This window comes from Streptosporangium sandarakinum (assembly GCF_013409935.1).
Lineage (GTDB): Bacteria > Actinomycetota > Actinomycetes > Streptosporangiales > Streptosporangiaceae > Streptosporangium > Streptosporangium nondiastaticum.
The window spans coordinates 3,545,445-3,566,484 of record NZ_JACCCO010000001.1 but is presented as its reverse complement, the minus strand read 5'-3'; the positions used below and the strand labels follow the sequence as shown (position 1 = coordinate 3,566,484).

The window sequence follows — 21,040 nt, the reverse complement described above, 5'->3', positions numbered from 1 at the left end:
CGAGCAGGTTCTGGATTGTCGGTCCGGCTCGGTACTTTGCTGGGTGTCGGAAACACCCCTCTCACGACCGGAGTGAGTCATGACCGTCGAGCGTGTGCAGCCGCTCAGGGTAGTGCTGGCGGACATCAGCGCGAAGGTGGTGGAGTCGTGGCGGGCGGCGTTCGTCGACGAGCCCGAGGTCGAGATCCACAAGGGGTCGATCCTCAGCCGGAAGGTCGATGCCTGGGTCAGCCCGACCAACTCCCGCGGGCGGATGGACGGCGGGGTCGACGCGGCCATCAAGCGGCATCTCGGGGCGGGGATCCAGCTGCGCGTCCAGCGGGCCATCCGTGACGGGTTCGGGGGGTCGCTGCCGGTGGGAAGCGCGGTGTGTGTGCCGTCCGGGGCGGTCGAGCCGAGGTTCCTGATCTCGACGCCGACGATGGAGGAGTCGGTGCAGGACGTGAGCGAGACGCTGAACGTGGCGTTGGCGTGCGCCGCCGCGTTCCAGGCCGTCCACATGCAGAACGACCGGGAGCCGGGCAGCATCGGGTCGGTGGCGCTGGTCGGCATGGGCGCGGCGACGGGCCGGGTGCCGGCGCGGGTCTGCGCCAACCTCATGTGGGCGGGTTACACCCTGTTCAAGGAGTACCGCTTCCAGGACTACGACGACCTGCGGAAGACGATCGTCGAGCAGCTCGACGACCTCGACAGCCGTCCGGAGGAGGAGCGGGTGCGGATCACGCCGCCCGAGCCGCGGGGCCTCCGCGGCTGACGGAGCGGATGCGCCCGGCCACCCGGGCCCCGGTCACGGCCTCCGCGGCGGGGTGGACACCGTCGGGTCCGCGGATCCGGTAACGGCGGACTCCGGAGGGGCGCCGTGGCGGGACGGACGCCGTCGGGTCCGCGGATCCGGTAACGGCGGGCTCCGGAGAGGGTGCCGCGGGGGGCCGCCGGAGGCGGGCCGCGGGTCAGCGCTCCCGGGACCCGTCGCTCTCCAGTCCGGCGATGATGAGGTCCACGGCCACCGTGAACGTCGCGTCGGCGTCGTCCACGCCGTCGAGCTTCGAGAGGATGCCGCCGCTCTCGGCGGTGAGGAGGCCGGAGACGAACACGAAGAGCGCCTTGCGGGTGTGGGCGAGCCGGTCCGCGGGCACCCCGGCGGCGGCCAGGATGCGGTTGTAGACCACCCACAGCGCGCCCGACTGGTCCACGACGTCGGGGTGCGTGGTCATGTGGAACCACAGCGAGGGGTGGGAGCGCGCAATCGAGCGGTAGGCGTGCGCCAGGGCGCGGAGCTGGTCCTGCCAGGGGGCGCCGTCGTCGGGGGGCAGCCGGACCTCGGCGGCGGCGAGGGCGCATACGCCGTGCAGCAGGTCGGTCTTGTCCTGGACGTGGTGGTAGAGGGACATCGGGTTGACGTCGAGCTCGGCCGCCAGCTTGCGCATGGACAGCTTCTCCACGCCCGTCGCGTCGATCAGCCGCAGGGCCGTCGTGTGGATCTCCCCCGGGGTCAGGGGTCGTCCCCTGCGCGCACTTACTGCCATACACCGTATGATAGCTTCCATACGGTGTATGGCTGGCGGTGCCGGGAGCCGCCGCCGAAGGAGGAATTCTCATGGCCGTGATCCGGTCGATTCCCACCCCCCGGGGGCTGCCCGTGTTCGGGAACACCCTGCAGATCCCCGCGCACTCACCCGCCGCGTTCTTCGACGAGGTCGCCGCGGAGCACGAGGAGGGGATCTTCCAGCTCGACCTGCTGGGCCGCCAGGTCCTGTTCGTCTACGACCCCGACCTGGTCGCCGAGGTCTGCGACGAGACGCGCTTCTACAAGGGCATCGACCCGCCGCTGTCGATCGTGCGCGACTTCAGCGGCGACGGGCTGTTCACCGCCCGCCACGACGAGCCCGTCTGGGGGCAGGCGCACCGCATCCTGATGCCGGCGTTCAGCCAGCGGTCGATGAAGGTCTACTTCCCGCAGATGCTGGAGGTCGCCGAGGCGCTGGTGGGCAAGTGGGCGCGGTCCGACCGGGTCAACGTGCCCGAGGACATGACCCGGCTCACCCTCGACACGATCTCGCTGACCGGTTTCGGCTACCGGTTCGACTCCTTCTCCTCCGACGAGCTGCACCCCTTCCTGCGGTCCATGGGCAACGCGCTGACCGAGGCGATGCTCCGCAACCGGCAGCTGCCCGTCGTCACCAGGCTGAAGAAGAAGCGCGAGGAGGACTACCGGGCCGACATCCGCGTGATGCAGGACCTGGTGGACGACGTGATCAGGCGGCGCCGAGAAGGGGACGGCGGGGGCACGGGCGACCTGCTCGGCCTGATGCTGGAGGCCGCCGACCCGCGCACCGGTGAGCGGCTGTCGGACGAGAACATCCGCAACCAGGTCCTCACCTTCCTGATCGCGGGGCACGAGACCACGAGCGGCCTGCTGTCGTTCGCGCTGTACAACCTGCTGCGCAACCCGCACGTGCTCGCCCTCGCCTACGCCGAGGTGGACCGGCTGCTGCCCGGCGACACGACGCCGACGTACGAGACGATCATGAAGCTGGACGTGATCCCGCGGATCCTGGAGGAGACGCTGCGGATCTGGTCCCCGATTCCGGCGTTCACCGTCAAGGCGTTCGACGACACCGCGATCGGCGGCTACCCGGTACGCGAGGGCCAGACCTGCGTCGTCCTGCTGCCGTCACTGCACCGGCACCCCAAGGCGTGGGACCGGCCGGAGGAGTTCGACATCGACCGCTGGCTGCCGGAGAACAGATCCGCCCACCACCCGGCCGCCTACAAGCCGTTCGGCAACGGCGAACGGGCCTGCATCGGGCGCCAGTTCGCGCTGACCGAGGCCCGGCTCGCCCTGGCGATGGTGCTGCAGAGGCTCGCGGTCTCCGACCCCGACGTCTACCGGATGCGCATCAAGCAGACGCTCACCCTCAAGCCCGACGACTTCACGATCGGCGTGCGGGAGCGCAGGCCGTACGAGAGGGGGACGGCGGGGGCCGCGGCGGAGGCTGGGCACGACGCCGCCGAGGTCGCCGAGACGGCGCTCGCCGTCGGCTCCGGCACCGCCCTCACCGTCGCCTACGGTTCCAACCTCGGCAGCTCGGCCGACATCGCCGAGCGGCTGGCCGACCGGGCCGCGCGATCCGGGTTCGCGACCACGCTGACCACGCTCGACGACCTCGTCCCACCGGCCGAGGGCGTGCTCGTCGTCGTCACCTCCACCTACAACGGCAAGGCGCCCGACAACGCCCAGCGCTTCGACGCGCTCGACGACCTGCCGCGCATGGACGGCGTACGGCTCGCGCTGCTCGGCTGCGGCAACACCCAGTGGCCGACCTACCAGCGCTTCCCGCGCCGCGCCTTCGACAAGCTCGTCGGGGCCGGGGCCGTACCCCTGGTCGAGCGGGGCGAGGCCGACGCCGACGGCGACTTCGACGGCGACGTTTCGGCGTGGACCGCCGGGCTGTGGGCGGCGCTGGCGGCCGAGTACGGCGCCGCCGCCGCGGAGAACGCGCCCCGCTACGGGATGGAGGTCCTCACCGAGGCCGACGTGCGGCCCGCCGTCGTGTCCCCGGACGCGGTCCCGCTGACCGTGCTGTCCAACGAGGAGCTGACCGGCGACCCGGCCGGACTGTGGGACTTCTCGCAGGAGGCGCCGCGGCCCGGGGTGCGCTCCATCGTGGCCGAGCTGCCCGAGGGCGTGACCTACACCGCGGGCGACCACCTGGCCGTCTTCGGCAAGAACGACCCCGAACTGGTCGAGTGGGCGCTGCGCTGCCTGCGCGTCCCGCGCGACCAGGTGGTACGGCTCAGCTCGCGCGGCACGACCCACCTGCCGGTGGACACCCCGGTGACGGCCGGGCTGCTGCTGTCGGAGTTCGCCGAACTGCAGGAGGTCGCCACCCGCTCGGACCTTTCGGCGCTGGCCGCGCACACCGACTGCCCCTGGACCGGGGAGCGGCTCGCCGCCCTCGCGGACGGCTACGCCGACGAGGTCCTGGCCAAGCGGGTCTCGGTGCTCACGCTGCTGGAGCGCTTCCCGGCGATCACGCTGCCCCTGCCGGTGTTCCTGGAGCTGGCCGGCCCGATCCGGCCGCGCTACTACTCGATCTCGTCCTCACCGCTGGCCGGCCCGCGCCGGGTGCGGATCACCGTCGGACTGGTCGAGGGCCCGTCCTGGTCGGGCGGCGGCTCCTACCGGGGGATGTGCTCGGCCTACCTGGCGGGGCTGGAACCCGGCGAGGTGTTCTACGGCTACGTGCGGGTCCCCGCCCCGCCGTTCCGGCTGCCCGAGGACCCGGCCACGCCGGTGATCCTGGTGGGACCGGGCACCGGGTTCGCGCCGCTGCGGGGGTTCCTGGAGGAGCGGGCGCTGACCGGCGCGACCGGCCCGGCCGAGGTGTTCTACGGCTGCCGCCACCCCGAGCACGACTGGCTGTACCGCTCCGACCTGCGGGCGTGGGAGGACGCCGGAACCGCCGAGCTGCACCTGGCGTTCTCCGCCGTGCCCGGCCACCCCTTCCGGTTCGTCCAGGACGCGATCGCGGCCCGCGCCGACCGGGTGTGGGAACTGCTGGAGCGGGGCGCGCACGTCTACGTCTGCGGCGACGGCCTGCGGATGGCGCCCGCCGTACGGCGGGTCCTGGCGGAGATCCACCACGAGCGGACCGGCGGCGACGGCGAGGAGTGGCTGCGAGAACTGGAGGCCGAGGGCCGCTACCAGCAGGACGTCTTCGCCTGACCCGCCCGCCGGACCGGGCTGCCGGACGCGGCGGGTATCCGAGGGACGGCGCGGCGAGCGCCAGGTCCGGCCGGCGTGCCGGGATGGCACGCAGCCGATCAAAAGAAACACGACCCGGCTTTCTCCGCTCGTCACACAGAAGCCGGCACGGCGGGCTCGACCACGCGGTGCCGGCCGTCAGCCAGGCGCGACGCGCGGGACACACGGGCCAGTGCCAGGAAGGAGATCAGCAGGAAAGCGGCACCCAGCGGCATGAGGTCCTTCTCCGCGAACGGCACCAGGACGTCGGCGACCACCAGGACGGGCGTCCACGCCTTGACGCGGCGCTGGATCGCAAGCTGTAGGACCAGGCCGATCTGGGCGACGAAGAACAGCAGCGGCCCGAAGTCGTAGATCACCTGCTGCACCCCGGGAACCGCCTGGACCTGATCGAACAGCACGCCCATCGCGGCGTGGTCGGCTGACCGGAACCCCAGGACGATGTCGATGGTGAACTGAGCGATCAGCGTGGCGATGCCGACATATCCGGCGGAGGCCAGCCCGGTGGCCGATCGTCCGCCGCCGGCCAGTCTCCGCATCTCATGAAAGGCCACGGCGAAGAACGCCAGGGCGCCGATGAAGGCCAGATGCCCGGTCGTCCAGGCGAGCCCGGGACCGCGGCTGCCGTCCAGGCCGTCCAGGATGCGGATCACGCCGTAGGTGAAGGTGAGCACGGGGGCGGCGACGAAGGCGATGCGGGGGTTCATCTCGTTGACTCCTTAGCTGCGATGACCTCCCCAATCCTGGTTTCCCGCGGCCGTACGGACATCGCCGGGACGAGCGAACCCCCACCTCCCTCTTGAGAGGGATCCGTCAGGCCGGACGGGCTCCCGAGAGCTGGGCCGCGTGTTCCGCATGTGCCCGGGGCTACCGGACGCAGCAGGTGGAGCAGGGGTCGGCGTCCGGGAGGGTGACCCACAGGCAGCAGGTGCGGCGGCGGTAGCCGTCGCCGTCCGGGACCAGCAGGCCGTTCACGGGCGGGCCTATCTCGGTGAGCAGCCGGGTCACGTCGTCACGGGGGACGAGGGACAGCAGCGGGTGGGCGACGGCCTCGGCCGTCGAGCCCCACAGGGTGCGCTCGCCGAGCCTGGTCTGCGCGCAGAGCGCGCGGATCAGGGGGTGCTGGCCGTCGAGGAGCGCGTCCCGGATGGCAGAGGCCAGGTCGGGGACGACGGTCGTCCCGGGGGCGCCGGCCAGCGGGTCACCGGGGAGCACCGCGACGGTCACCGCGGTCGCCGCGATCGTCACCCCGGCGTCCGACGGCCTGACCAGCGTGTCGGCGAGGCGCATCAGCGGCACCCGCCGTTCCAGCGCCCAGCCCAGCACCATCGGCAGCGTGTTCCAGTAGGTGTACGTCTTCCACAGCAGGGCCGCGGCCACGTGCCGCGGCGCGCTCCACCGCTCCGCCGTCTCGTCCACCAGGGCGAGCAGCGGCCCGTACGGCTCCCGTGCCAGCTCGGAGACGGGGATCCACCCCGGCGAGTCGTCGGCCATCAGACCGGGCGGCACCCCCAGGACGCCTCCCTGCCCATCGGCCAGGCCGCGGAGGTGCTCCGACAGGACGGGCAGCGGGACCGTGCCTCCCTCGACCGGCGTCCGGGGCTCCGGCAGCGTGGCCGGCATCGCCCCTTCCTCGTGCGACGTCCGGGGCTCCGGCGGAGCGGTCAGCGGCATCGTTCCTCCCCCGTGGGATATCCGAAATTCATGCTGAAGAGCTGAAAAATGGTCATATCCGGCCCAGTCGGCGGGATCTTGGCGGATTCGGCGACAGGCAGGGCGGGCTCCGTTGTGACGAGGGCGGATGCGATGTTCCCTCTGTGTGGGTTAGGCTAACCTAACCAAAATCTCCTTTAGGTTAGCCTAACCGTAGTCAGGAGAGAAGGCCGGATCACGCCCAATCCCGGGGTCGTCTCCCGGATGTGCCGCCGCGGGCTCCTCACCGGGGACGGTGTCGCCGCCCTCGGCGTCCCGTGATCCGCACGGAGACCGGTCCGCCGGGTTTCCGTGATCCATCGGCCCGGTGGCGGTAGTTTGTCCGTCATGGACAGCGGTACGGAGATCAGCCGGCGCCGGGGGCGCCTCGCGTCCTGGGCCGCGCTGCTCGCCGTCGCCGCGCTCGCCGCCTGTGGCACGGACCCCGCGGGCACGGCCGCGGCGGCCCCGTCCGCCCCGGCGTCCGCCGCGGAGCGGACCCCGCCGCCCTCGCCGTCCACCGGGAAACCTGGGAAAACCGGGAAAACCGGGGAGAGCGGGGAAGCCGGAGGACGGGCGGCGGCGCCGTCCGCGTCACCGGACGAGGCGGCCCCGCCCGCTCCCGACGAGCGGATCCCCCGGGACCCGGCGAAGCTCGCCAAGGCGCTGGAGACCACCACGCGGCGGCTCCACGACGCCATCGACGACTGGACCGGCGACGGCGGGACCGCGAAGGGCGGCCCGCCGCGGGCGGTCGTGCTGCAGGCGCTGTACCAGCAGCGGATCTACCGCTTCACCGCCCGCAACCCCGGCGTGGCCTCCCGCGCCTTCGCCCGACTGCCGGCCAGGCTCGCCGCCGAGGCCCGCGACAACACGACCGCCATCCGCGGGCTGCTGGAGCTGGCCCACCCGGTCAAGGACGCCTCGAAGTTCCGCATCGAGGAGCCGCCGGCCGCGTCCGCCCTCCTCCGCCACTTCAAGAAGGCCGAGCGCCGGTTCGGCGTCGAGTGGGAGGTCCTGGCGTCGGTGATGTTCGCCGAGACGAAGTTCGGCCGGGTGCGGTCGCCGAGCTACGTGGGGGCGCAGGGCCCGATGCAGTTCATGCCGGGAACGTGGAAGGCGTACGGCATGGGCGGCGACGTCCACGACCCCGGGGACGCCGTCATGGCCGCCGCCAACTACCTGCACGCCTCGGGCGCGCCCCGCGACTACCGGCGGGCGCTGTACGCCTACAACCACTCCCGGGCGTACGTCGACGCCATCCTGCTGCACGCCCGCCAGATCAAGCGGGACCCGCGCAACTACTACGCGTACTACAACTGGCAGGTGTTCGTCATCACCACGAAGGGCGAGCGCCGCATCAGCGGCCCCTGACCCGGCGCACCCGCCCGCCGTACGGCAGGCCCGCCGTACGGCTCGTGCCTCCCGGCCGGTCGGCGCCCCACGGGGCCGGCCCGCGCGGCCGGGACGGTCCGGGGACGGCGGCCGGTCCCGAGGGCCTCACGGGTCGCGGCGCAGCCGGATCCAGCGGAAGCCGTAGCCGTTCAGGTCGAGCGCGCCGAGATCGACCTCGGAGCCGTAGTCGGCGTCGGCGGTGATGTTCAGCGGCGGGTCGTCCTGCTCCGGCTGCGGGTCCACCGCGACGCGGCAGGGCTCGGAGCCCAGGTTGTGCAGGAACAGCATGGCCCCGGAGGGGGAGGTCGCGCGGTGCACCAGCACGTGCGGCGGTCCCGCGTCGAGGACCTCGTGGTGGCCGGTCCCGATCTCCTTGCACTCGCGCAGCGTGTGCAGGATGCGTTCGAACCACATGAGCAGGCTGTCGGGGTCCCGCCGCTGGTCGGTGACGTTGACCCTGTCCACCGCGTAGGGGCCCTCGGTGATCAGCGGCGTGTCGGTCGCATCGCCGGAGGTGAAGCCCGCGCCGGGCGCGCCGGACCACTGCATCGGGGTGCGGATGGCGGTGCGCTCGGGCAGGGACAGGTCCTCGCCCATGCCGATCTCGTCGCCGTAGCGGACCACCGGTGTGCCCGGCATGGTGAACTGCAGGCTGTAGGCCATCCGCAGCCGGCGCTGGTCGCCGTCGAGCATGGGGGCCAGCCGCCGCCGGATGCCGCGATCGTAGAGCTGCATGCCGGGGTCGGGGCCGAACGCGGCGAAGACGTCCTGCCGTTCCTCCTCGGTCAGCCGGCCCAGGTCCACCTCGTCGTGGTTGCGCAGGAAGGTGGCCCACTGGGCGTGCTGCGGCAGCTCCGGCAGCTCCCGCAGGACGTCGCGGATCGGCTGCGCGTCCCGGCGGGCCAGGGCCAGCATGACGGCCTGGTTGAGGCGGAAGGCGAAGAGCATGAGGATACGGCTGGCGCTGCCGTCGGCCTCCCCGAAGTACTCCAGCAGCTCGTCGTCGGCCACGTTGGCCTCGGCCAGCATGACCGCGTCGCCTTTCTGCCACGACAGGGTGTCGCGCAGGTCGCGCAGGAACTCGTAGTCGCGGCGGTAGTGGCGGCCGGGCGTCTTGTCCTCGATGAGGAACGGCGCGGCGTCGACGCGGAACCCGGACACCCCCAGCCGCAGCCAGAACGCCGCGATCTTGCGGATCTCCGCCCGCACCTGGGGGTTGCTGGTGTTGAGGTCGGGCTCGAAGCGGTAGAAGCGGTGCCGGAACCAGGCGCCGGCCTTCTCGTCGTAGGACCACGACTCGGGCTCCACGTCGGGGAAGACGGCGCCGCGCCACCGGTCGGCGGGCTCCTCCTCGGACCAGACGTACCAGTCGCGGAACGGGGAGTCGGGGCTGGACCGGGCGGCCTGGAACCAGGGGTGCTCGTCGCTGGTGTGGTTGACGACGAGGTCGATCATGATTCGCAGCCCTCGTTCGTCGGCCTGGTTGAGCAGTTCGGCGAAGTCCCCCATGCTGCCGAAGCGCGGGTCGACGCCATAGTGGTCCACCACGTCGTAGCCGCCGTCGCGGCGGGGGGATGGATGGATGGGACTGAGCCACAGGGCGGTGACGCCGAGCCGGGACAGGTAGTCCAGGCGGCTGATGAGCCCGGGGAGGTCACCGAACCCGTCGTCGTTGGAGTCCTGGAACGTGCAGACGTCCAGTGAGTAGATGGCTGCGTTGCGATACCAGCGTTCCTGCATCAAGAACTGTTTTCCGCACGCGATGAATTAAACGTTAGACAAAGTTTCTTTTCTGGTCGCGCGGGATATCACCTGGTCAGCGGGCCGCCCGATCCGGTGCGGTCCGGGCGGGTCCCACCGGCCCGGTGCGGCCGCGCCGCCCGCCGCGTCGCTCCCTGCGACGGCTTCGGTACCGGCCGCGACGGTCGAGGCGCGGGCTCCCCGGACGAGGGCGGCGGCCCTTTCGGCAGGAGGCGCCCTCACCGGTGAGGCACCACCTTCACGACGAGGAGCGGCCCGTGCGAGACATCACCGTGTTCAGCGGCGGCGCCCACCCCCGGCTGGCCGCCGACATCTGCTCGCACCTCGGGACGCGGCCGCACCCGGCCCGGGTCACCCGCTTCGCCAACGACTGCCTGGAGGTGCAGCTGCCGGCGAACTGCCGGGAGCGGGACGTCTTCATCATCCAGCCCCTCGTCCCGCCGGTCCAGGAGAACCTCGTCGAGCTGCTCCTCATGCTGGACGCCGCCAGGGGCGCCTCGGCGGCCCGGACGACCGTGGTGATGCCGCACTACGCCTACGCCCGGTCGGACAAGAAGGACGCCCCGCGCATCTCCATCGGGGGACGCCTGGTCGCCGACCTCCTGGTGACCGCGGGGGCGGACCGGGTGCTCACGATGGCGCTGCACTCGCCCCAGGTGCACGGCTTCTTCAGCGTCCCGGTGGACCACCTGCACGCCCTGCGCGAGCTGGCGGCGTACTTCCGCCGCTACGACCTGTCCGGCACGGTCGTCGTCTCCCCCGACCTCGGCTACGCCAAGCAGGCCGCGGCCTTCGCCCGCCTCCTGGGCGTCGGCGTCGCGATGGGCGCCAAGCAGCGGCTCAGCGACGACCGCGTCGTCATCGGCTCGGTGATCGGCGACGTCGCGGGCCGGGACGTCATCGTCGTGGACGACGAGATCGCCCGGGGGACGACCGTGCTGGAGCTGCTCGACCGGCTCCGCGAGCTCGGGGCCGGCTCGGTCCGCGTGGCCTGCACGCACGGTCTCTTCGCCGCCGGGGCCGTCGAGCGCATCGGCGGCCGGCCCGAGGTCGAGGAGATCGTCTGCACCGACACCGTGCCGCTTCCCGAGGCCGGGCCCGGGTCCGGGCTCCACGTCCTGTCGGTCGCCCCCGCGTTCGCCGAGGCCATGCGCCGCATCCACGACGGCGAGTCGGTCAGCGCCCTGTTCGACGCGCCCTGACCGGCGCCGCCCGGCTCGGCCTCCCGTACGGCGGAGCGGCGCGGGGCCGGCCACCCGGCCGGGTGCGGAACTTCTCTCCCGCGGATTCGTTGGAACAGATCATGTCGGTTCCCCTGAAAAACCAGACGTTGCGTTATCCCGCCCGCTCCCTGGTGATCCTGACGGGGCTGCCGGGTGCGGGGAAGACCACCCTGCTGTCGCGGTTGTACGGCCTCGACGCGGCGGCGAGCGATCCCGTCGTCGTCGGGGGCACGGTGGTGATCGACTCCCACCAGTCGCGCAACCGGTGGGCGGGGCGGCTGCCGTCGGCCCCCGCACGGGTGCGTCGCGCCGTCGTGTTCGCCACCCACGTCTGGCGGATCGGTCGCTCGGTCGCCCGCGGATACCCGGTGATCGCCCACAACCGGGGATGCAGTCCGCTCGTGCTGTACGGCTTCGCCCTGCTGGCGCGCCGAGCCGGGGCGCGGCTGCACCTGCTGATGCTCGACGTGGCACCGGAGACGGCGCTGGCCGGTCAGCACGCCCGCGGCCGGGTGGTGGACGAGGTCACGTTCGACCGGCACCGCCGCCGCTGGGAGGCGCTGGTCGGCCGGGTGCGGGCCGGGAGGCCGGTTCCGGCCTCGGGGGCGACGGTGATCGACCGGAGCGTCGCGAGCCGGCTCCGGTCGATCGACTTCGGCTGACCGTCGAGCTCTGGGGCGATCTTCACGGCGATCTGCGAAGCGATCTCCGGGGCGAGCGCTGATGTTGACGCGATCGGGGGAAAGATATACGTTCCGGTAGATTTCACGGTTGTCCGAGGGAAATCCGGTGAGATGCCGGTGCGGACGCGCCACTGTATCCGGGACCAAGATCCCGGGAGCCAGGTCGCTCGGGCGATCGTGACCTCACTGATCGGGACGCGTCATCCCTGAGGAGGCACTGATGAGCGACATCTCCGCTCCTTCCGCTGTACCCCTGCCGCACCTGCGCCCCTGGCTGTTGCTGGCCGTACCGGTGCTGCTGCTGGTCGTCTACCTGGTTCTGATGGACAACGGCGCGGTCTCGCAGACCGGCACGTTCCTCCACGAACTCATGCACGACGGGCGGCACCTGCTCGGCGTGCCCTGTCACTAGGGGCGGAAATGATTCGCACCCTGGTGGTCAGGGGCCTGCTCATAGGGCTCCTGGCCGGATTCGTCGCGGGCACGTTCGCCTTCGTCTTCGGAGAGCCGCGCGTGGACGCCGCCATCGCCCTGGAGGAGGCCGCGGTGGCGGCCGAACCCGAACCCGCGCCCGCGTCCGCCGGGGAGGCGGGCCACGACCATGCCGGGGCGGCGGGTCACCACCACGGCGAGGAGGCCGTCGTCGGCCGGCCCGTGCAGAAGGCCGGACTCTTCCTCGCGATCGGGCTGTACGGCCTGGCCGTGGGCGGGGTGTTCGCCCTCGTGTTCGCCGGTCTCCGCGGCCGGTTCGGGCCCCGCGGTGACGGCGCGCTGGCGCTCGCCTCGGCGGCGACGGCGTTCGTCGCGGTCATTCTTGTCCCATTCCTGAAATATCCGGCCAACCCGCCTGCGGTGGGCGATCCCGAGACGATCAACAGCCGGACGGCCCTGTACGTGGTGATGGTCATCGTCGGGCTGGCGGCCGTCGCGGTGGCGGTGGCCACCGCCAGAAGGGTCACCGCCGGGCCGTGGCAGCGCCGGGTGGCCGCCGGCGTCGCGTTCCTGGTGCCCGTCGTCGCGGCGTGGCTGCTGCTGCCGACGGTCGACGAGGTTCCCGAGGGGTTCCCCGCCTCGCTGCTGTGGAACTTCCGGCTGGCCTCGCTGGGCACGCAGCTCGTCTTCTGGACGGCCTTCGGCGTGCTGTTCGGCTGGGTCGGCGACCGGGTGGCGGGGCGGTCCGCGCTCTCGCCGGCCCCGTCGAGCGGCTGAACGGGATGCTGTTCGTCCGGCAGGCCGGCACGCCCGGCACGCGTTCGGCGTGCTTTCCGACGGATGAGCCCGCCGACGCGGCGAGCCTGCGGAAGGCGGAGAGACTGGGCCCCGCCCTGGCGGCGGCCGTGACCTGGGTCGCGCCGGTCACGGCCGCACGGCAGACCGCCGCCGCCCTCGGGAGCGAGGCGGCCGACGCGCCGGAGCTCGCCGAGGCGGACGCCGGCCGCTGGCGCGGCCTGCCGTACGCGAAGGTCGCCGAGACGGAGCCGGACGGCCTCGCCGCATGGCTCGGCGACCCGCGGGCGGCTCCGCACGGCGGGGAGAGCCTGGCCCGCCTCGCCGCCCGGGTGTCCGGGTGGCTCGACGCCGCCGCGGCCGAGGCCGTCGTCATCTGCGACGTCGGGGTCATCAGGGCGGCGCTGGGCCACGCGCTCGGCCTCGGCCCGCTGGAGACCGCGCGGTTCGACGTGGCGCCGCTCTCGACCACCGAACTCGTCCCCGTACGCGGCGGCTGGCGCGTCGCCCACGTCAACCGGAAGGTCATCACTTGATCGCCACCTATCCCTTCAGCGCGGTGGTCGGCCTCGACGATCTCAAGCTGGCGCTGATCCTCAACGCCGTCTCCCCGCGGGTGGGCGGGGTGCTGGTGCGCGGCGAGAAGGGCACCGCCAAGTCGACGATCGTGCGGGCGCTGGCGGCCCAGCTGCCGGTCGTCGACGTCGTCCGCGGCTGCCGCTTCGCCTGCGACCCGGCCGCCCCAGACCCCGGCTGCCCCGACGGCCCGCACGCTCCGGACGCTCCGGACACGGAGCGGGTACGGCGGGCGGCGTCGCTCGTGGAGCTGCCGGTCGGCGCCTCGGAGGACCGGCTGGTCGGCTCCCTGGACGTCGAACGGGCGCTCACCGAAGGGGTGAAGGCGTTCGAGCCCGGCCTGCTGGCGGCCGCGCACCGCGGGGTGCTCTACGTCGACGAGGTCAACCTGCTGCACGACCACCTGGTCGACCTGCTGCTCGACGCGGCGGCCCTGGGGACCTGCTACGTCGAGCGTGAGTCGGTGTCGGTACGGCACGCGGCCCGTTTCCTGCTGGTCGGCACGATGAACCCGGAGGAGGGCGAGCTGCGCCCGCAGCTGCTCGACCGGTTCGGGTTGACCGTCGAGGTGAAGGCGTCGCGTGACCCGGACGAGCGGGCCGAGGTGGTCCGCCGGAGGCTGGCCTTCGAGTCCTCGCCCGCCGGATTCGCCGAGCGGTGGGCCGGGCGGGAGGCGGAGCTGGCGGGACGCATCGCCGCGGCCCGGGAGCTGCTCGCCTCGGTCCGCCTGCCCGACGCCCGGCTGCGGCAGATCGCGGCCGTCTGCGCGGAGTTCGAGGTGGACGGCCTGCGCGCCGATCTGGTCACCGCCCACGCCGCGATGGCGCACGCGGCCTGGCACGGCCGGGCGAGCGTGGAGGTGGAGGACGTCCGGGCCGCGGCACGGCTGGCCCTGCCGCACCGGCGGCGGCGTGACCCGTTCGACGCGCCGGGACTGGACGAGAACACGCTGGAGGACGTGCTGGAACGGACCTCCGGGGACGGCGGCGACGAGCCGCCCCCGGAACCGCCGGGGGGAACGCCTCCGGAGCCGGGTCCGCGCGGCGGCCCGGAGGGGCCGGGGGGAAGGCTTCCCGAAACCGGTCCGGGCGGCTCGGAAGGTCCGGGGGAGCCCGCCGGCCGGGGGCCGGAACCTGCTGACCGAGGTCCGGAACCGGTCGCACCGGGTCCGGAATCGGCCGCGCCGGGCCGGGGACGGGCCGCTCAGGGGCCGGAACCGGCCGTCCCGGGCCCCGGACACCCCTCCCAGGAGACGGCGGGCGCCGCCGCGCCCTACCGGGTGCGCCTGCTGGCCGTCCCCGGCGTGGGCGAAGGAGCCGCCGGACGCCGCTCGCGGGCACGCACCGGACGGGGCCGGAGCACCGGCTCCCGCCTGCCGGAGGGCAGGGCCCGCGACCTGCACGTGCCCGCGACCCTGCTGGCCGCGGCCCCGCACCAGGCGCGGCGGGGACGGCGGTCGGCCGGGCTGCTGCTGCGGGCGGGCGACCTGCGGGAGAAGGTCCGCGAGGGCAAGGAGGGCAACCTCGTCCTGTTCGTGGTCGACGCCAGCGGCTCGATGGCCGCAAGGAAACGCATGACCGCGGTGAAGACCGCCGTGCTGAGCCTGCTGCTGGACGCCTACCAGCGCCGGGACAAGGTCGGCCTGGTCACCTTCCGGGGTGACTCGGCCCGGCTCGACCTGCCGCCGACGTCGTCCGTGGAGGCGGGCGCGGCCCGGCTGCGGACGCTTCCGACCGGGGGCCGCACCCCGCTGGCCGCGGGGCTGGTGAAGGCCGCGGAGGTGCTGCGTCTGGAGGGTATGCGCAATCCCGCGCGGCGCCCGCTGCTGGTCCTGGTCACCGACGGGCGGGCGACGGCGGGAGGGGACGTGGAGCGCGCCGCCGGGTCGCTGCGGGGCGTGGCGAGCGTGGTCGTCGACTGCGAGGGCGGCTCCGTCAGGCTCGGCATGGCGCGGCGGCTGGCGGGTCTGCTGGGTGCGCCCGCCGTACCGCTGGACGATCTCGGATCGGTGGTCCGCGACCACCGGAAGGCGGTGTGAGATGCCCCAGGGCAAGCCGGACATCGTGCCGGACGACGGCCTGACCACGAGGCAGCGGCGCAACCGGCCGCTGCTGATGGTCCACACCGGGCCGGGCAAGGGCAAGTCCACCGCGGCCTTCGGGATGGCGCTGCGCGCCTGGAACCAGGGCTGGCCGGTCGGGGTGTTCCAGTTCGTGAAGTCCGCCAAATGGCGGGTGGGCGAGGAACGCGCGCTGCGGGTCCTGGGCGACAGCGGCGAGGGCGGCACGGTGGCCTGGCACAAGATGGGCGAGGGCTGGTCGTGGATCCGGCGGCCGGGCGCCGACCACTCCGACGACGCCCGCGAGGGCTGGGCGCAGATCAAGCGCGACCTGGCGGCCGAGACCTACCGCTTCTACGTGCTGGACGAGTTCACCTACCCGCTCAGGTGGGGCTGGCTGGACCTCGACGACGTGGTGGAGACGCTCGCCGGCAGGCCGGGCGCGCAACACGTCGTGATCACCGGCAGGGACGCCCCGGAACGGCTGGTCGAGGCCGCCGACCTGGTGACCGAGATGGGCAAGGTCCGCCATCCCATGGACGCCGGGCAGAAGGGGCAGAAGGGCATCGAGTGGTAGTGCCCCGGCTGGTCGTCGCCGCGCCCGCCTCGGGCAGCGGCAAGACGACCGTGGCCACCGGACTGATGGCCGCCCTGCGGAGCCGGGGGCTGCGGGTCTCGCCCCACAAGGTGGGGCCCGACTACATCGATCCCGGCTATCACACCCTGGCCAGCGGGCGTCCGGGGCGCAACCTCGATCCGTGGCTGGTGGGCGAGGAGCGGATCGCGCCGTTGTTCCTGCACGGTTCCCGCGGCGCCGACCTGGCCGTCGTCGAAGGGGTCATGGGGCTGTTCGACGGCCGGGGCGGCACGGACTTCGCCTCGACGGCGCACGTCGCCCGGCTCCTGGACGCGCCGGTGGTGCTGGTCGTGGACGCGGCCAGACAGAGCCGGTCCGTCGCGGCGCTCGTGCACGGCTTCACCACCTTCGACCCGCGGGTACGCGTGGGCGGTGTGATCCTCAACCGGGTCGGCTCCGACCGGCACGAGGAGATGTGCCGGGCGGCGCTGGCCGGCGTGGCGCCCGTGCTGGGCGCGCTCCGGCGCGACGACGCCGTCGAGACGCCGTCCCGCCACCTCGGGCTCGTTCCCGCGGCCGAGCGGGCCGCGGAGGCGGCCTCCGCGGTCGCCCGGCTGGGCGGGCTCGTCGCCGGTTCCTGCGACCTCGACGCGCTGGTACGGCTGGCCGCGACCGCGCCCCCGCTGCCCGGCCCCGCCTGGACGCCGCCGGAACCGGCCGGCGCCCTGGGGACCACGGGCTCAGGGACCGCGGGCTCAGGGACTAAGGGCTCAGGGACTAAGGGCTCAGGGACCACGGGCCCGGTGGCCGGGCGGGCTGCGGGCTCGGATGCCGGGCGGGCCCCGCGATCCCGGCCGGTCGTCGCCGTCGCCGGGGGAGCCGCCTTCACCTTCGGCTACGCCGAGCACATGGAGCTGCTGCGCGCCGCCGGGGCGGAGGTGGCCGTGTTCGACCCGCTGCGCGACGAGCACCTGCCCGAGGGCACCGGAGCCCTCGTCATCGGCGGCGGCTTCCCCGAGGTCCACGCGGCCGGGCTCGCGGCCAACGAGGCACTGCGCCGCGAGGTCGCGGCCTTCGGCGGGCCGATCGCCGCCGAATGCGCCGGGCTGCTCTACCTGTGCGAGGAGCTCGACGGCCGGCGCATGTGCGGGCGCATCCGGGCCAGGGCGCGGATGACGCCCAGGCTGACCCTCGGTTACCGGGAGGCCGTCGCGGGACCGTCCCTGCTGACCCGTCCGGGTGAGCGCTACCGCGGTCACGAGTTCCACCGGACCGCCGTGGACCCGCCCGGCGAGCCGCTGTTCCGCTGGGAGGGCGGCGCCGGCGGCTACGGCGACGCCCTCCTGACCGCCTCCTACCTGCACCTGCACTGGGCGGGTGTGCCGGAGGCGGCTCAGCGGCTGGTGTCGTCCTCCAGGTCGCCCTCGGTCCTGAGGTAGACCTCTTGGAGACCACGCATGACGTCCGGGTCCGGGTGCTCCCACATGCCGCGCTCGGCGGCCTCCAGCAGGCGCTCGGCGATGCCGTGCAGCGCCCAGGGGTTGGACCGCGCCATGAACGCCTGGTTCTCCGGGTCGAGCACGTAGGTCTCGGCGAGCCTGTCGTACATCCAGTCGGCCATGACCCCGGTGGTGGCGTCGTAGCCGAACAGGTAGTCCACGGTCGCGGCCAGCTCGAAGGCGCCCTTGTAGCCGTGGCGCCGCATCGCGGCCAGCCACCGGGGGTTGACCACGCGGGCGCGGAAGATCCGCGACGTCTCCTCCGAGAGGGTCCGGGTGCGGACGGCGTCGGGCCTCGTGCTGTCGCCCACGTAGGCGGCGGGAGACCTGCCGGTCAGCGCCCGAACGGTGGCGATCATGCCGCCGTGGTACTGGAAGTAGTCGTCGGAGTCGGCGATGTCGTGCTCGCGGGTGTCGACGTTCTTGGCGGCGACCGCGATGCGGCGGTAGGCGCTCTCCATGTCGGGGCGTGCGGGCACGCCGTCCAGGTCGCGGCCGTAGGCGTAACCGCCCCACACGGCGTAGACCTCGGCCAGGTCGGCGTCGTCGCGCCAGTTGCGGCTGTCGATCAGCGGCAGCAGCCCGGCGCCGTAGGCGCCGGGCGCCGAGCCGAAGATGCGCAGCGTGGCCCGGCGCTCGTCACCGTGGCCCTCGGCGCGCACGTGGGCGCGCACGTAGTTGTCCTCGTCGGCCTCCTCCAGCCCCGCGACGAGCCGCACGGCGTCGTCGAGCAGGGCGACCACGTGCGGGAAGGCGTCGCGGAAGAAGCCGCTGATGCGCACCGTCACGTCGATCCTGGGACGGCCGAGCTCCTCCGGCGGAACCGGCTCCAGGCCGGTGACACGCCTGGACGCCTCATCCCACCGGGGCCGTACGCCGAGCAGGGCCAGGACCTCGGCCACGTCGTCGCCCGCCGTGCGCATGGCGCTGGTGCCCCACACCGAGAGGCCCACCGAGCGCGGCCACTCGCCGTGGTCGGCGCGGTAGCGCTCCAGCAGCGAGTCGGCCATGGCCTGCCCGGTCTCCCAGGCGAGCCTGCTGGGCACCGCGCGCGGGTCGACGGAGTAGAAGTTGCGCCCGGTCGGCAGCACGTTGACCAGGCCGCGCAGCGGCGAGCCGCTCGGCCCGGCGGGCACGTAACCGCCGTCCAGGGCGTGCAGCACGTGGTCGATCTCGTCGGTCGTACGGCTCAGCCGGGGCACGACCTCGGTGGCCGCGAAGTCCAGGACGCGGGTGACGAGCGGGACGCGGTCCCCGGACCCGACGCCGGCGGACGCGACGCCCACGGTCCCGACGTCTGCGGACCCGGCGCCTGCGGACGCGAGTACGGCGCCCGCCACCTCGGCGGTGGCGGCCGGGTCCCAGCCGCGCTCCTCCATCGTCTCGACGAGCGTCCTGGCCACCGCCTCGACGCGGTCCACCTCGCCCAGCGCGGCGCCGCCGTCCTCGGTGAGCCCGAGCGCCTCACGCAGGCCGGGCAGCGTCCGCGCGCCCGCCCACATCTGCCTGGCGCGCAGCATCGCCAGCACCAGGTCCACCCGCGCCCGGCCCTCCGGGGCCTGGCCGAGCACGTGGAGGCCGTCGCGGATCTGCGCGTCCTTGACCTCGCAGAGCCAGCCGTCGACGTGCAGCAGGAAGTCGTCGAACTCGGCGTCGTGCGGCCGGTCGGTCAGGCCCAGGTCGTGGTCGAGCCTGGCCGCCTGGATCAGCGTCCAGATCTGCGCGCGGACGGCGGGGAGCTTGGCCGGGTCCATCGCGGCGATGGAGGCGTGCTCGTCGAGGAGCTGCTCCAGCCGGGCGATGTCACCGTAGGTCTCGGCCCTGGCCATGGGCGGCACCAGGTGGTCGACCAGGACGGCGTGCGCCCGCCGCTTGGCCTGGGTGCCCTCGCCCGGGTCGTTGACCAGGAACGGGTAGATGAGGGGCAGGTCGCCGATCGCGGCGTCGGTGCCGCAGGAGGCGGACATGCCCGCGGACTTGCCCGGCAGCCATTCCAGGTTGCCGTGCTTGCCCACGTGCACCATGGCGTGCGCGCCGAAGGACGACGACAGCCAGCGGTAGGCGGCCAGGTAGTGGTGGCTCGGCGGCAGGCCGGGGTCGTGGTAGATCGCGATCGGGTTCTCGCCGAAGCCGCGGGGCGGCTGCACCATCACGACCACGTTCCCGGAGCGCAGCGCGGCCAGCACGATGTCGCCCTCGTGCACGAACAGCTCGCCGGGGGGCGGCCCCCAGTGGCGCTCCATCTCCTCGCGCAGATCCCCGGGAAGGGTGGCGTACCACTCCGCGTAGTCGGCGGCGGCGATGCGGATCGGGTTGCCCGCGAGCTGCTCCTCGCTCAGCCAGTCGGGGTCCTGGCCCCCGGCGGCGATCAGGGCGTGGATCAGCGCGTCGCCGTCCTGCTCGGCCACCCCCGGGAACCCCTCGCCCAGGTCGTAGCCCGCCTCGGAGAGCCGGGCGAGCAGGCGCACGGTGCTGGCGGGGGTGTCGAGACCGACGGCGTTGCCGACGCGCGAGTGCTTGGTCGGGTAGGCCGACAGCATCACCACCAGGCGGCGTTCGGCGGGCGGGGTGCGGCGCAGCAGGCCGTGCCGTACGGCGATGCCGGCCACCCGGGCGGCCCGCTCGGGGTCGGCGACGTAGACGGTCAGCCCGTCGGGGTCGATCTCCTTGAAGGAGAACGGCACGGTGATGACGCGTCCGTCGAACTCCGGGATCGCCACCTGCGAGGCCGCGTCCAGAGGAGAGAGGCCGTCGTCGTTCTCCTCCCACGCCTTCCTGCTGCTCGTCAGGCAGAGACCCTGCAGGATCGGGACGTCGAGCCGGGCGAGCGCGCCGACGTCCCAGGCCCCGTCGTCGCCGCCCGCGCCGGCCGCCGCCGGGTTGGAGCCGCCCGCCGCCAGCACGGTGACGACCAGCGCGTCGGCCTGGCGCAGCGTTTCGAGCAGGTCCGGCTCCGCCGTACGGAGGGAGGAGCAGAAGACCGGGAGCGCCCGGCCGCCCGCGGCCTCGACGGCCCGGCACAGGGATTCGACGAAGGCGGTGTTGCCCGCCATGTGGTGGGCCCGGTAGTAGAGCACCCCGATCACCGGGCCGGTCGTGCCCGTCGCCTCGCGTTCCAGCAGGCCCCAGGCCGGGGTCGGCAGGGGCGGTTCGAAGCCGCGGCCGGTCAGCAGCACGGTGTCGGTCAGGAAGGCGTGGAGTTCCGCCAGGTTGGCGGGGCCTCCGTGGGCCAGGTAGGAATGCGCCTGCGCGCAGACGCCGCCGCTGACGGTGGACAGCTCCATCAGTTCGGCGTCGGGGGCCTGCTCGCCGCCCAGGACGACGATCGGCCGGGGTCCGGCCAGCAGCGCGTCGAGGCCCTCCTCCCAGGCGCGGCGCCCGCCCAGCAGGCGCACCACGACCAGGTCGGCGCCCTCCACGAGGCCGGGGATGTCGTCGGCCAGGAGCCTGGCCGGGTTGCCGAGCCGGTAGCCGGCGCCGCTGGCCCTCGCGCTCAGCAGGTCGGTGTCGGACGTCGACAGCAAAAGGACTGTGGGCACGCGGGTGTCCTCCCTCGGGGTCCTCGCCCCGGTCGCGGGTG

The 21,040-nt window shown here is 73.5% G+C and carries 16 protein-coding genes; 11 read left to right on the top strand and 5 right to left on the bottom strand.

The window, feature by feature from the left end:
• Window positions 1-79: 79 nt before the first annotated feature.
• The gene (locus HDA43_RS16120) at window positions 80-754 is read left to right on the top strand and encodes a macro domain-containing protein (RefSeq protein WP_179821579.1); all 675 of its coding nucleotides are present in this window, start codon (window positions 80-82) and stop codon (window positions 752-754) included.
• 196 nt (window positions 755-950) lie between these two features.
• Here the strand turns inward: HDA43_RS16120 and HDA43_RS16115 are convergent, their stop codons facing one another.
• On the bottom strand, window positions 951-1,526 hold the full coding sequence (locus HDA43_RS16115; RefSeq protein WP_179821568.1) for a TetR/AcrR family transcriptional regulator: 576 nt from the start codon (window positions 1,524-1,526) through the stop codon (window positions 951-953).
• A 71-nt stretch (window positions 1,527-1,597) separates the two neighbouring features.
• Here HDA43_RS16115 and HDA43_RS16110 point away from each other — a divergent pair, with 71 nt between their 5' ends.
• Window positions 1,598-4,729: a bifunctional cytochrome P450/NADPH--P450 reductase gene (locus HDA43_RS16110; RefSeq protein WP_179821565.1), complete on the top strand. Its 3,132-nt coding sequence runs from the start codon at window positions 1,598-1,600 to the stop codon at window positions 4,727-4,729.
• 131 nt (window positions 4,730-4,860) lie between these two features.
• Here the strand turns inward: HDA43_RS16110 and HDA43_RS16105 are convergent, their stop codons facing one another.
• Window positions 4,861-5,475: a hypothetical protein gene (locus HDA43_RS16105; protein WP_179821555.1), complete on the bottom strand. Its 615-nt coding sequence runs from the start codon at window positions 5,473-5,475 to the stop codon at window positions 4,861-4,863.
• 160 nt (window positions 5,476-5,635) lie between these two features.
• Entirely contained in the window at window positions 5,636-6,442 is an 807-nt protein-coding gene (locus HDA43_RS16100; protein WP_179821552.1) for a (2Fe-2S)-binding protein, read from the bottom strand.
• Window positions 6,443-6,808: 366 nt separating this feature from the next.
• On the opposite strand from HDA43_RS16100, the gene HDA43_RS16095 reads away from it, so the two are divergent.
• A complete protein-coding gene (locus tag HDA43_RS16095; RefSeq protein WP_179821550.1) occupies window positions 6,809-7,834 on the top strand; it encodes a lytic transglycosylase domain-containing protein in 1,026 nt (341 codons plus the stop codon).
• A 126-nt stretch (window positions 7,835-7,960) separates the two neighbouring features.
• Here the strand turns inward: HDA43_RS16095 and HDA43_RS16090 are convergent, their stop codons facing one another.
• Window positions 7,961-9,595, bottom strand: coding sequence for an alpha-amylase family protein (locus HDA43_RS16090; protein ID WP_179821548.1), 1,635 nt, complete (start codon window positions 9,593-9,595; stop codon window positions 7,961-7,963).
• Window positions 9,596-9,873: 278 nt separating this feature from the next.
• Here HDA43_RS16090 and HDA43_RS16085 point away from each other — a divergent pair, with 278 nt between their 5' ends.
• The 8 genes from HDA43_RS16085 (at window position 9,874) to HDA43_RS16050 (ending at window position 17,400) form a co-directional block, all read left to right on the top strand.
• The gene (locus HDA43_RS16085) at window positions 9,874-10,818 is read left to right on the top strand and encodes a ribose-phosphate diphosphokinase (RefSeq protein ID WP_179821545.1); all 945 of its coding nucleotides are present in this window, start codon (window positions 9,874-9,876) and stop codon (window positions 10,816-10,818) included.
• A 101-nt stretch (window positions 10,819-10,919) separates the two neighbouring features.
• The gene (locus HDA43_RS16080; RefSeq protein ID WP_179821543.1) at window positions 10,920-11,501 is read left to right on the top strand and encodes an AAA family ATPase; all 582 of its coding nucleotides are present in this window, start codon (window positions 10,920-10,922) and stop codon (window positions 11,499-11,501) included.
• Between the two features lie 241 nt (window positions 11,502-11,742).
• On the top strand, window positions 11,743-11,934 hold the full coding sequence (locus tag HDA43_RS16075) for a CbtB domain-containing protein (RefSeq protein ID WP_179821541.1): 192 nt from the start codon (window positions 11,743-11,745) through the stop codon (window positions 11,932-11,934).
• 8 nt (window positions 11,935-11,942) lie between these two features.
• A complete protein-coding gene (locus tag HDA43_RS16070; RefSeq protein ID WP_179821539.1) occupies window positions 11,943-12,731 on the top strand; it encodes a CbtA family protein in 789 nt (262 codons plus the stop codon).
• A 5-nt stretch (window positions 12,732-12,736) separates the two neighbouring features.
• Window positions 12,737-13,285, top strand: coding sequence for a histidine phosphatase family protein (locus HDA43_RS16065; RefSeq protein ID WP_179821536.1), 549 nt, complete (start codon window positions 12,737-12,739; stop codon window positions 13,283-13,285).
• Window positions 13,282-15,363: a magnesium chelatase subunit D family protein gene (locus tag HDA43_RS16060; protein ID WP_179821534.1), complete on the top strand. Its 2,082-nt coding sequence runs from the start codon at window positions 13,282-13,284 to the stop codon at window positions 15,361-15,363. Before HDA43_RS16065 ends, HDA43_RS16060 begins: the two co-directional genes overlap by 4 nt.
• Window position 15,364: 1 nt before the next feature.
• Window positions 15,365-15,961, top strand: a complete 597-nt coding sequence (gene cobO / locus HDA43_RS16055; RefSeq protein WP_179821532.1) for a cob(I)yrinic acid a,c-diamide adenosyltransferase — start codon at window positions 15,365-15,367, stop codon at window positions 15,959-15,961.
• A gap of 8 nt (window positions 15,962-15,969) precedes the next feature.
• Window positions 15,970-17,400, top strand: a complete 1,431-nt coding sequence (locus HDA43_RS16050; protein ID WP_179823299.1) for a cobyrinic acid a,c-diamide synthase CobB — start codon at window positions 15,970-15,972, stop codon at window positions 17,398-17,400.
• Here HDA43_RS16050 and cobN read toward each other — a convergent pair.
• Window positions 17,355-20,999, bottom strand: coding sequence for a cobaltochelatase subunit CobN (cobN, locus tag HDA43_RS16045; RefSeq protein ID WP_179821530.1), 3,645 nt, complete (start codon window positions 20,997-20,999; stop codon window positions 17,355-17,357). The genes HDA43_RS16050 and cobN overlap by 46 nt on opposite strands.
• Between the last annotated feature and the right edge of the window lie 41 nt (window positions 21,000-21,040).

Excerpts from the sequence above, each read along its gene's own strand:
- HDA43_RS16120 (WP_179821579.1), top strand. The coding sequence starts at position 80 with ATGACCGTCGAGCGTGTGCAGCCGCTCAGGGTAGTGCTGGCGGACATC.
- HDA43_RS16115 (WP_179821568.1), bottom strand. The coding sequence starts at position 1,526 with ATGGCAGTAAGTGCGCGCAGGGGACGACCCCTGACCCCGGGGGAGATC.
- HDA43_RS16110 (WP_179821565.1), top strand. The coding sequence starts at position 1,598 with ATGGCCGTGATCCGGTCGATTCCCACCCCCCGGGGGCTGCCCGTGTTC.
- HDA43_RS16105 (WP_179821555.1), bottom strand. The coding sequence starts at position 5,475 with ATGAACCCCCGCATCGCCTTCGTCGCCGCCCCCGTGCTCACCTTCACC.
- HDA43_RS16100 (WP_179821552.1), bottom strand. The coding sequence starts at position 6,442 with ATGCCGCTGACCGCTCCGCCGGAGCCCCGGACGTCGCACGAGGAAGGG.
- HDA43_RS16095 (WP_179821550.1), top strand. The coding sequence starts at position 6,809 with ATGGACAGCGGTACGGAGATCAGCCGGCGCCGGGGGCGCCTCGCGTCC.
- HDA43_RS16090 (WP_179821548.1), bottom strand. The coding sequence starts at position 9,595 with ATGCAGGAACGCTGGTATCGCAACGCAGCCATCTACTCACTGGACGTC.
- HDA43_RS16080 (WP_179821543.1), top strand. The coding sequence starts at position 10,920 with ATGTCGGTTCCCCTGAAAAACCAGACGTTGCGTTATCCCGCCCGCTCC.
- HDA43_RS16075 (WP_179821541.1), top strand. The coding sequence starts at position 11,743 with ATGAGCGACATCTCCGCTCCTTCCGCTGTACCCCTGCCGCACCTGCGC.
- HDA43_RS16070 (WP_179821539.1), top strand. The coding sequence starts at position 11,943 with ATGATTCGCACCCTGGTGGTCAGGGGCCTGCTCATAGGGCTCCTGGCC.
- HDA43_RS16065 (WP_179821536.1), top strand. The coding sequence starts at position 12,737 with ATGCTGTTCGTCCGGCAGGCCGGCACGCCCGGCACGCGTTCGGCGTGC.
- cobO (WP_179821532.1), top strand. The coding sequence starts at position 15,365 with ATGCCCCAGGGCAAGCCGGACATCGTGCCGGACGACGGCCTGACCACG.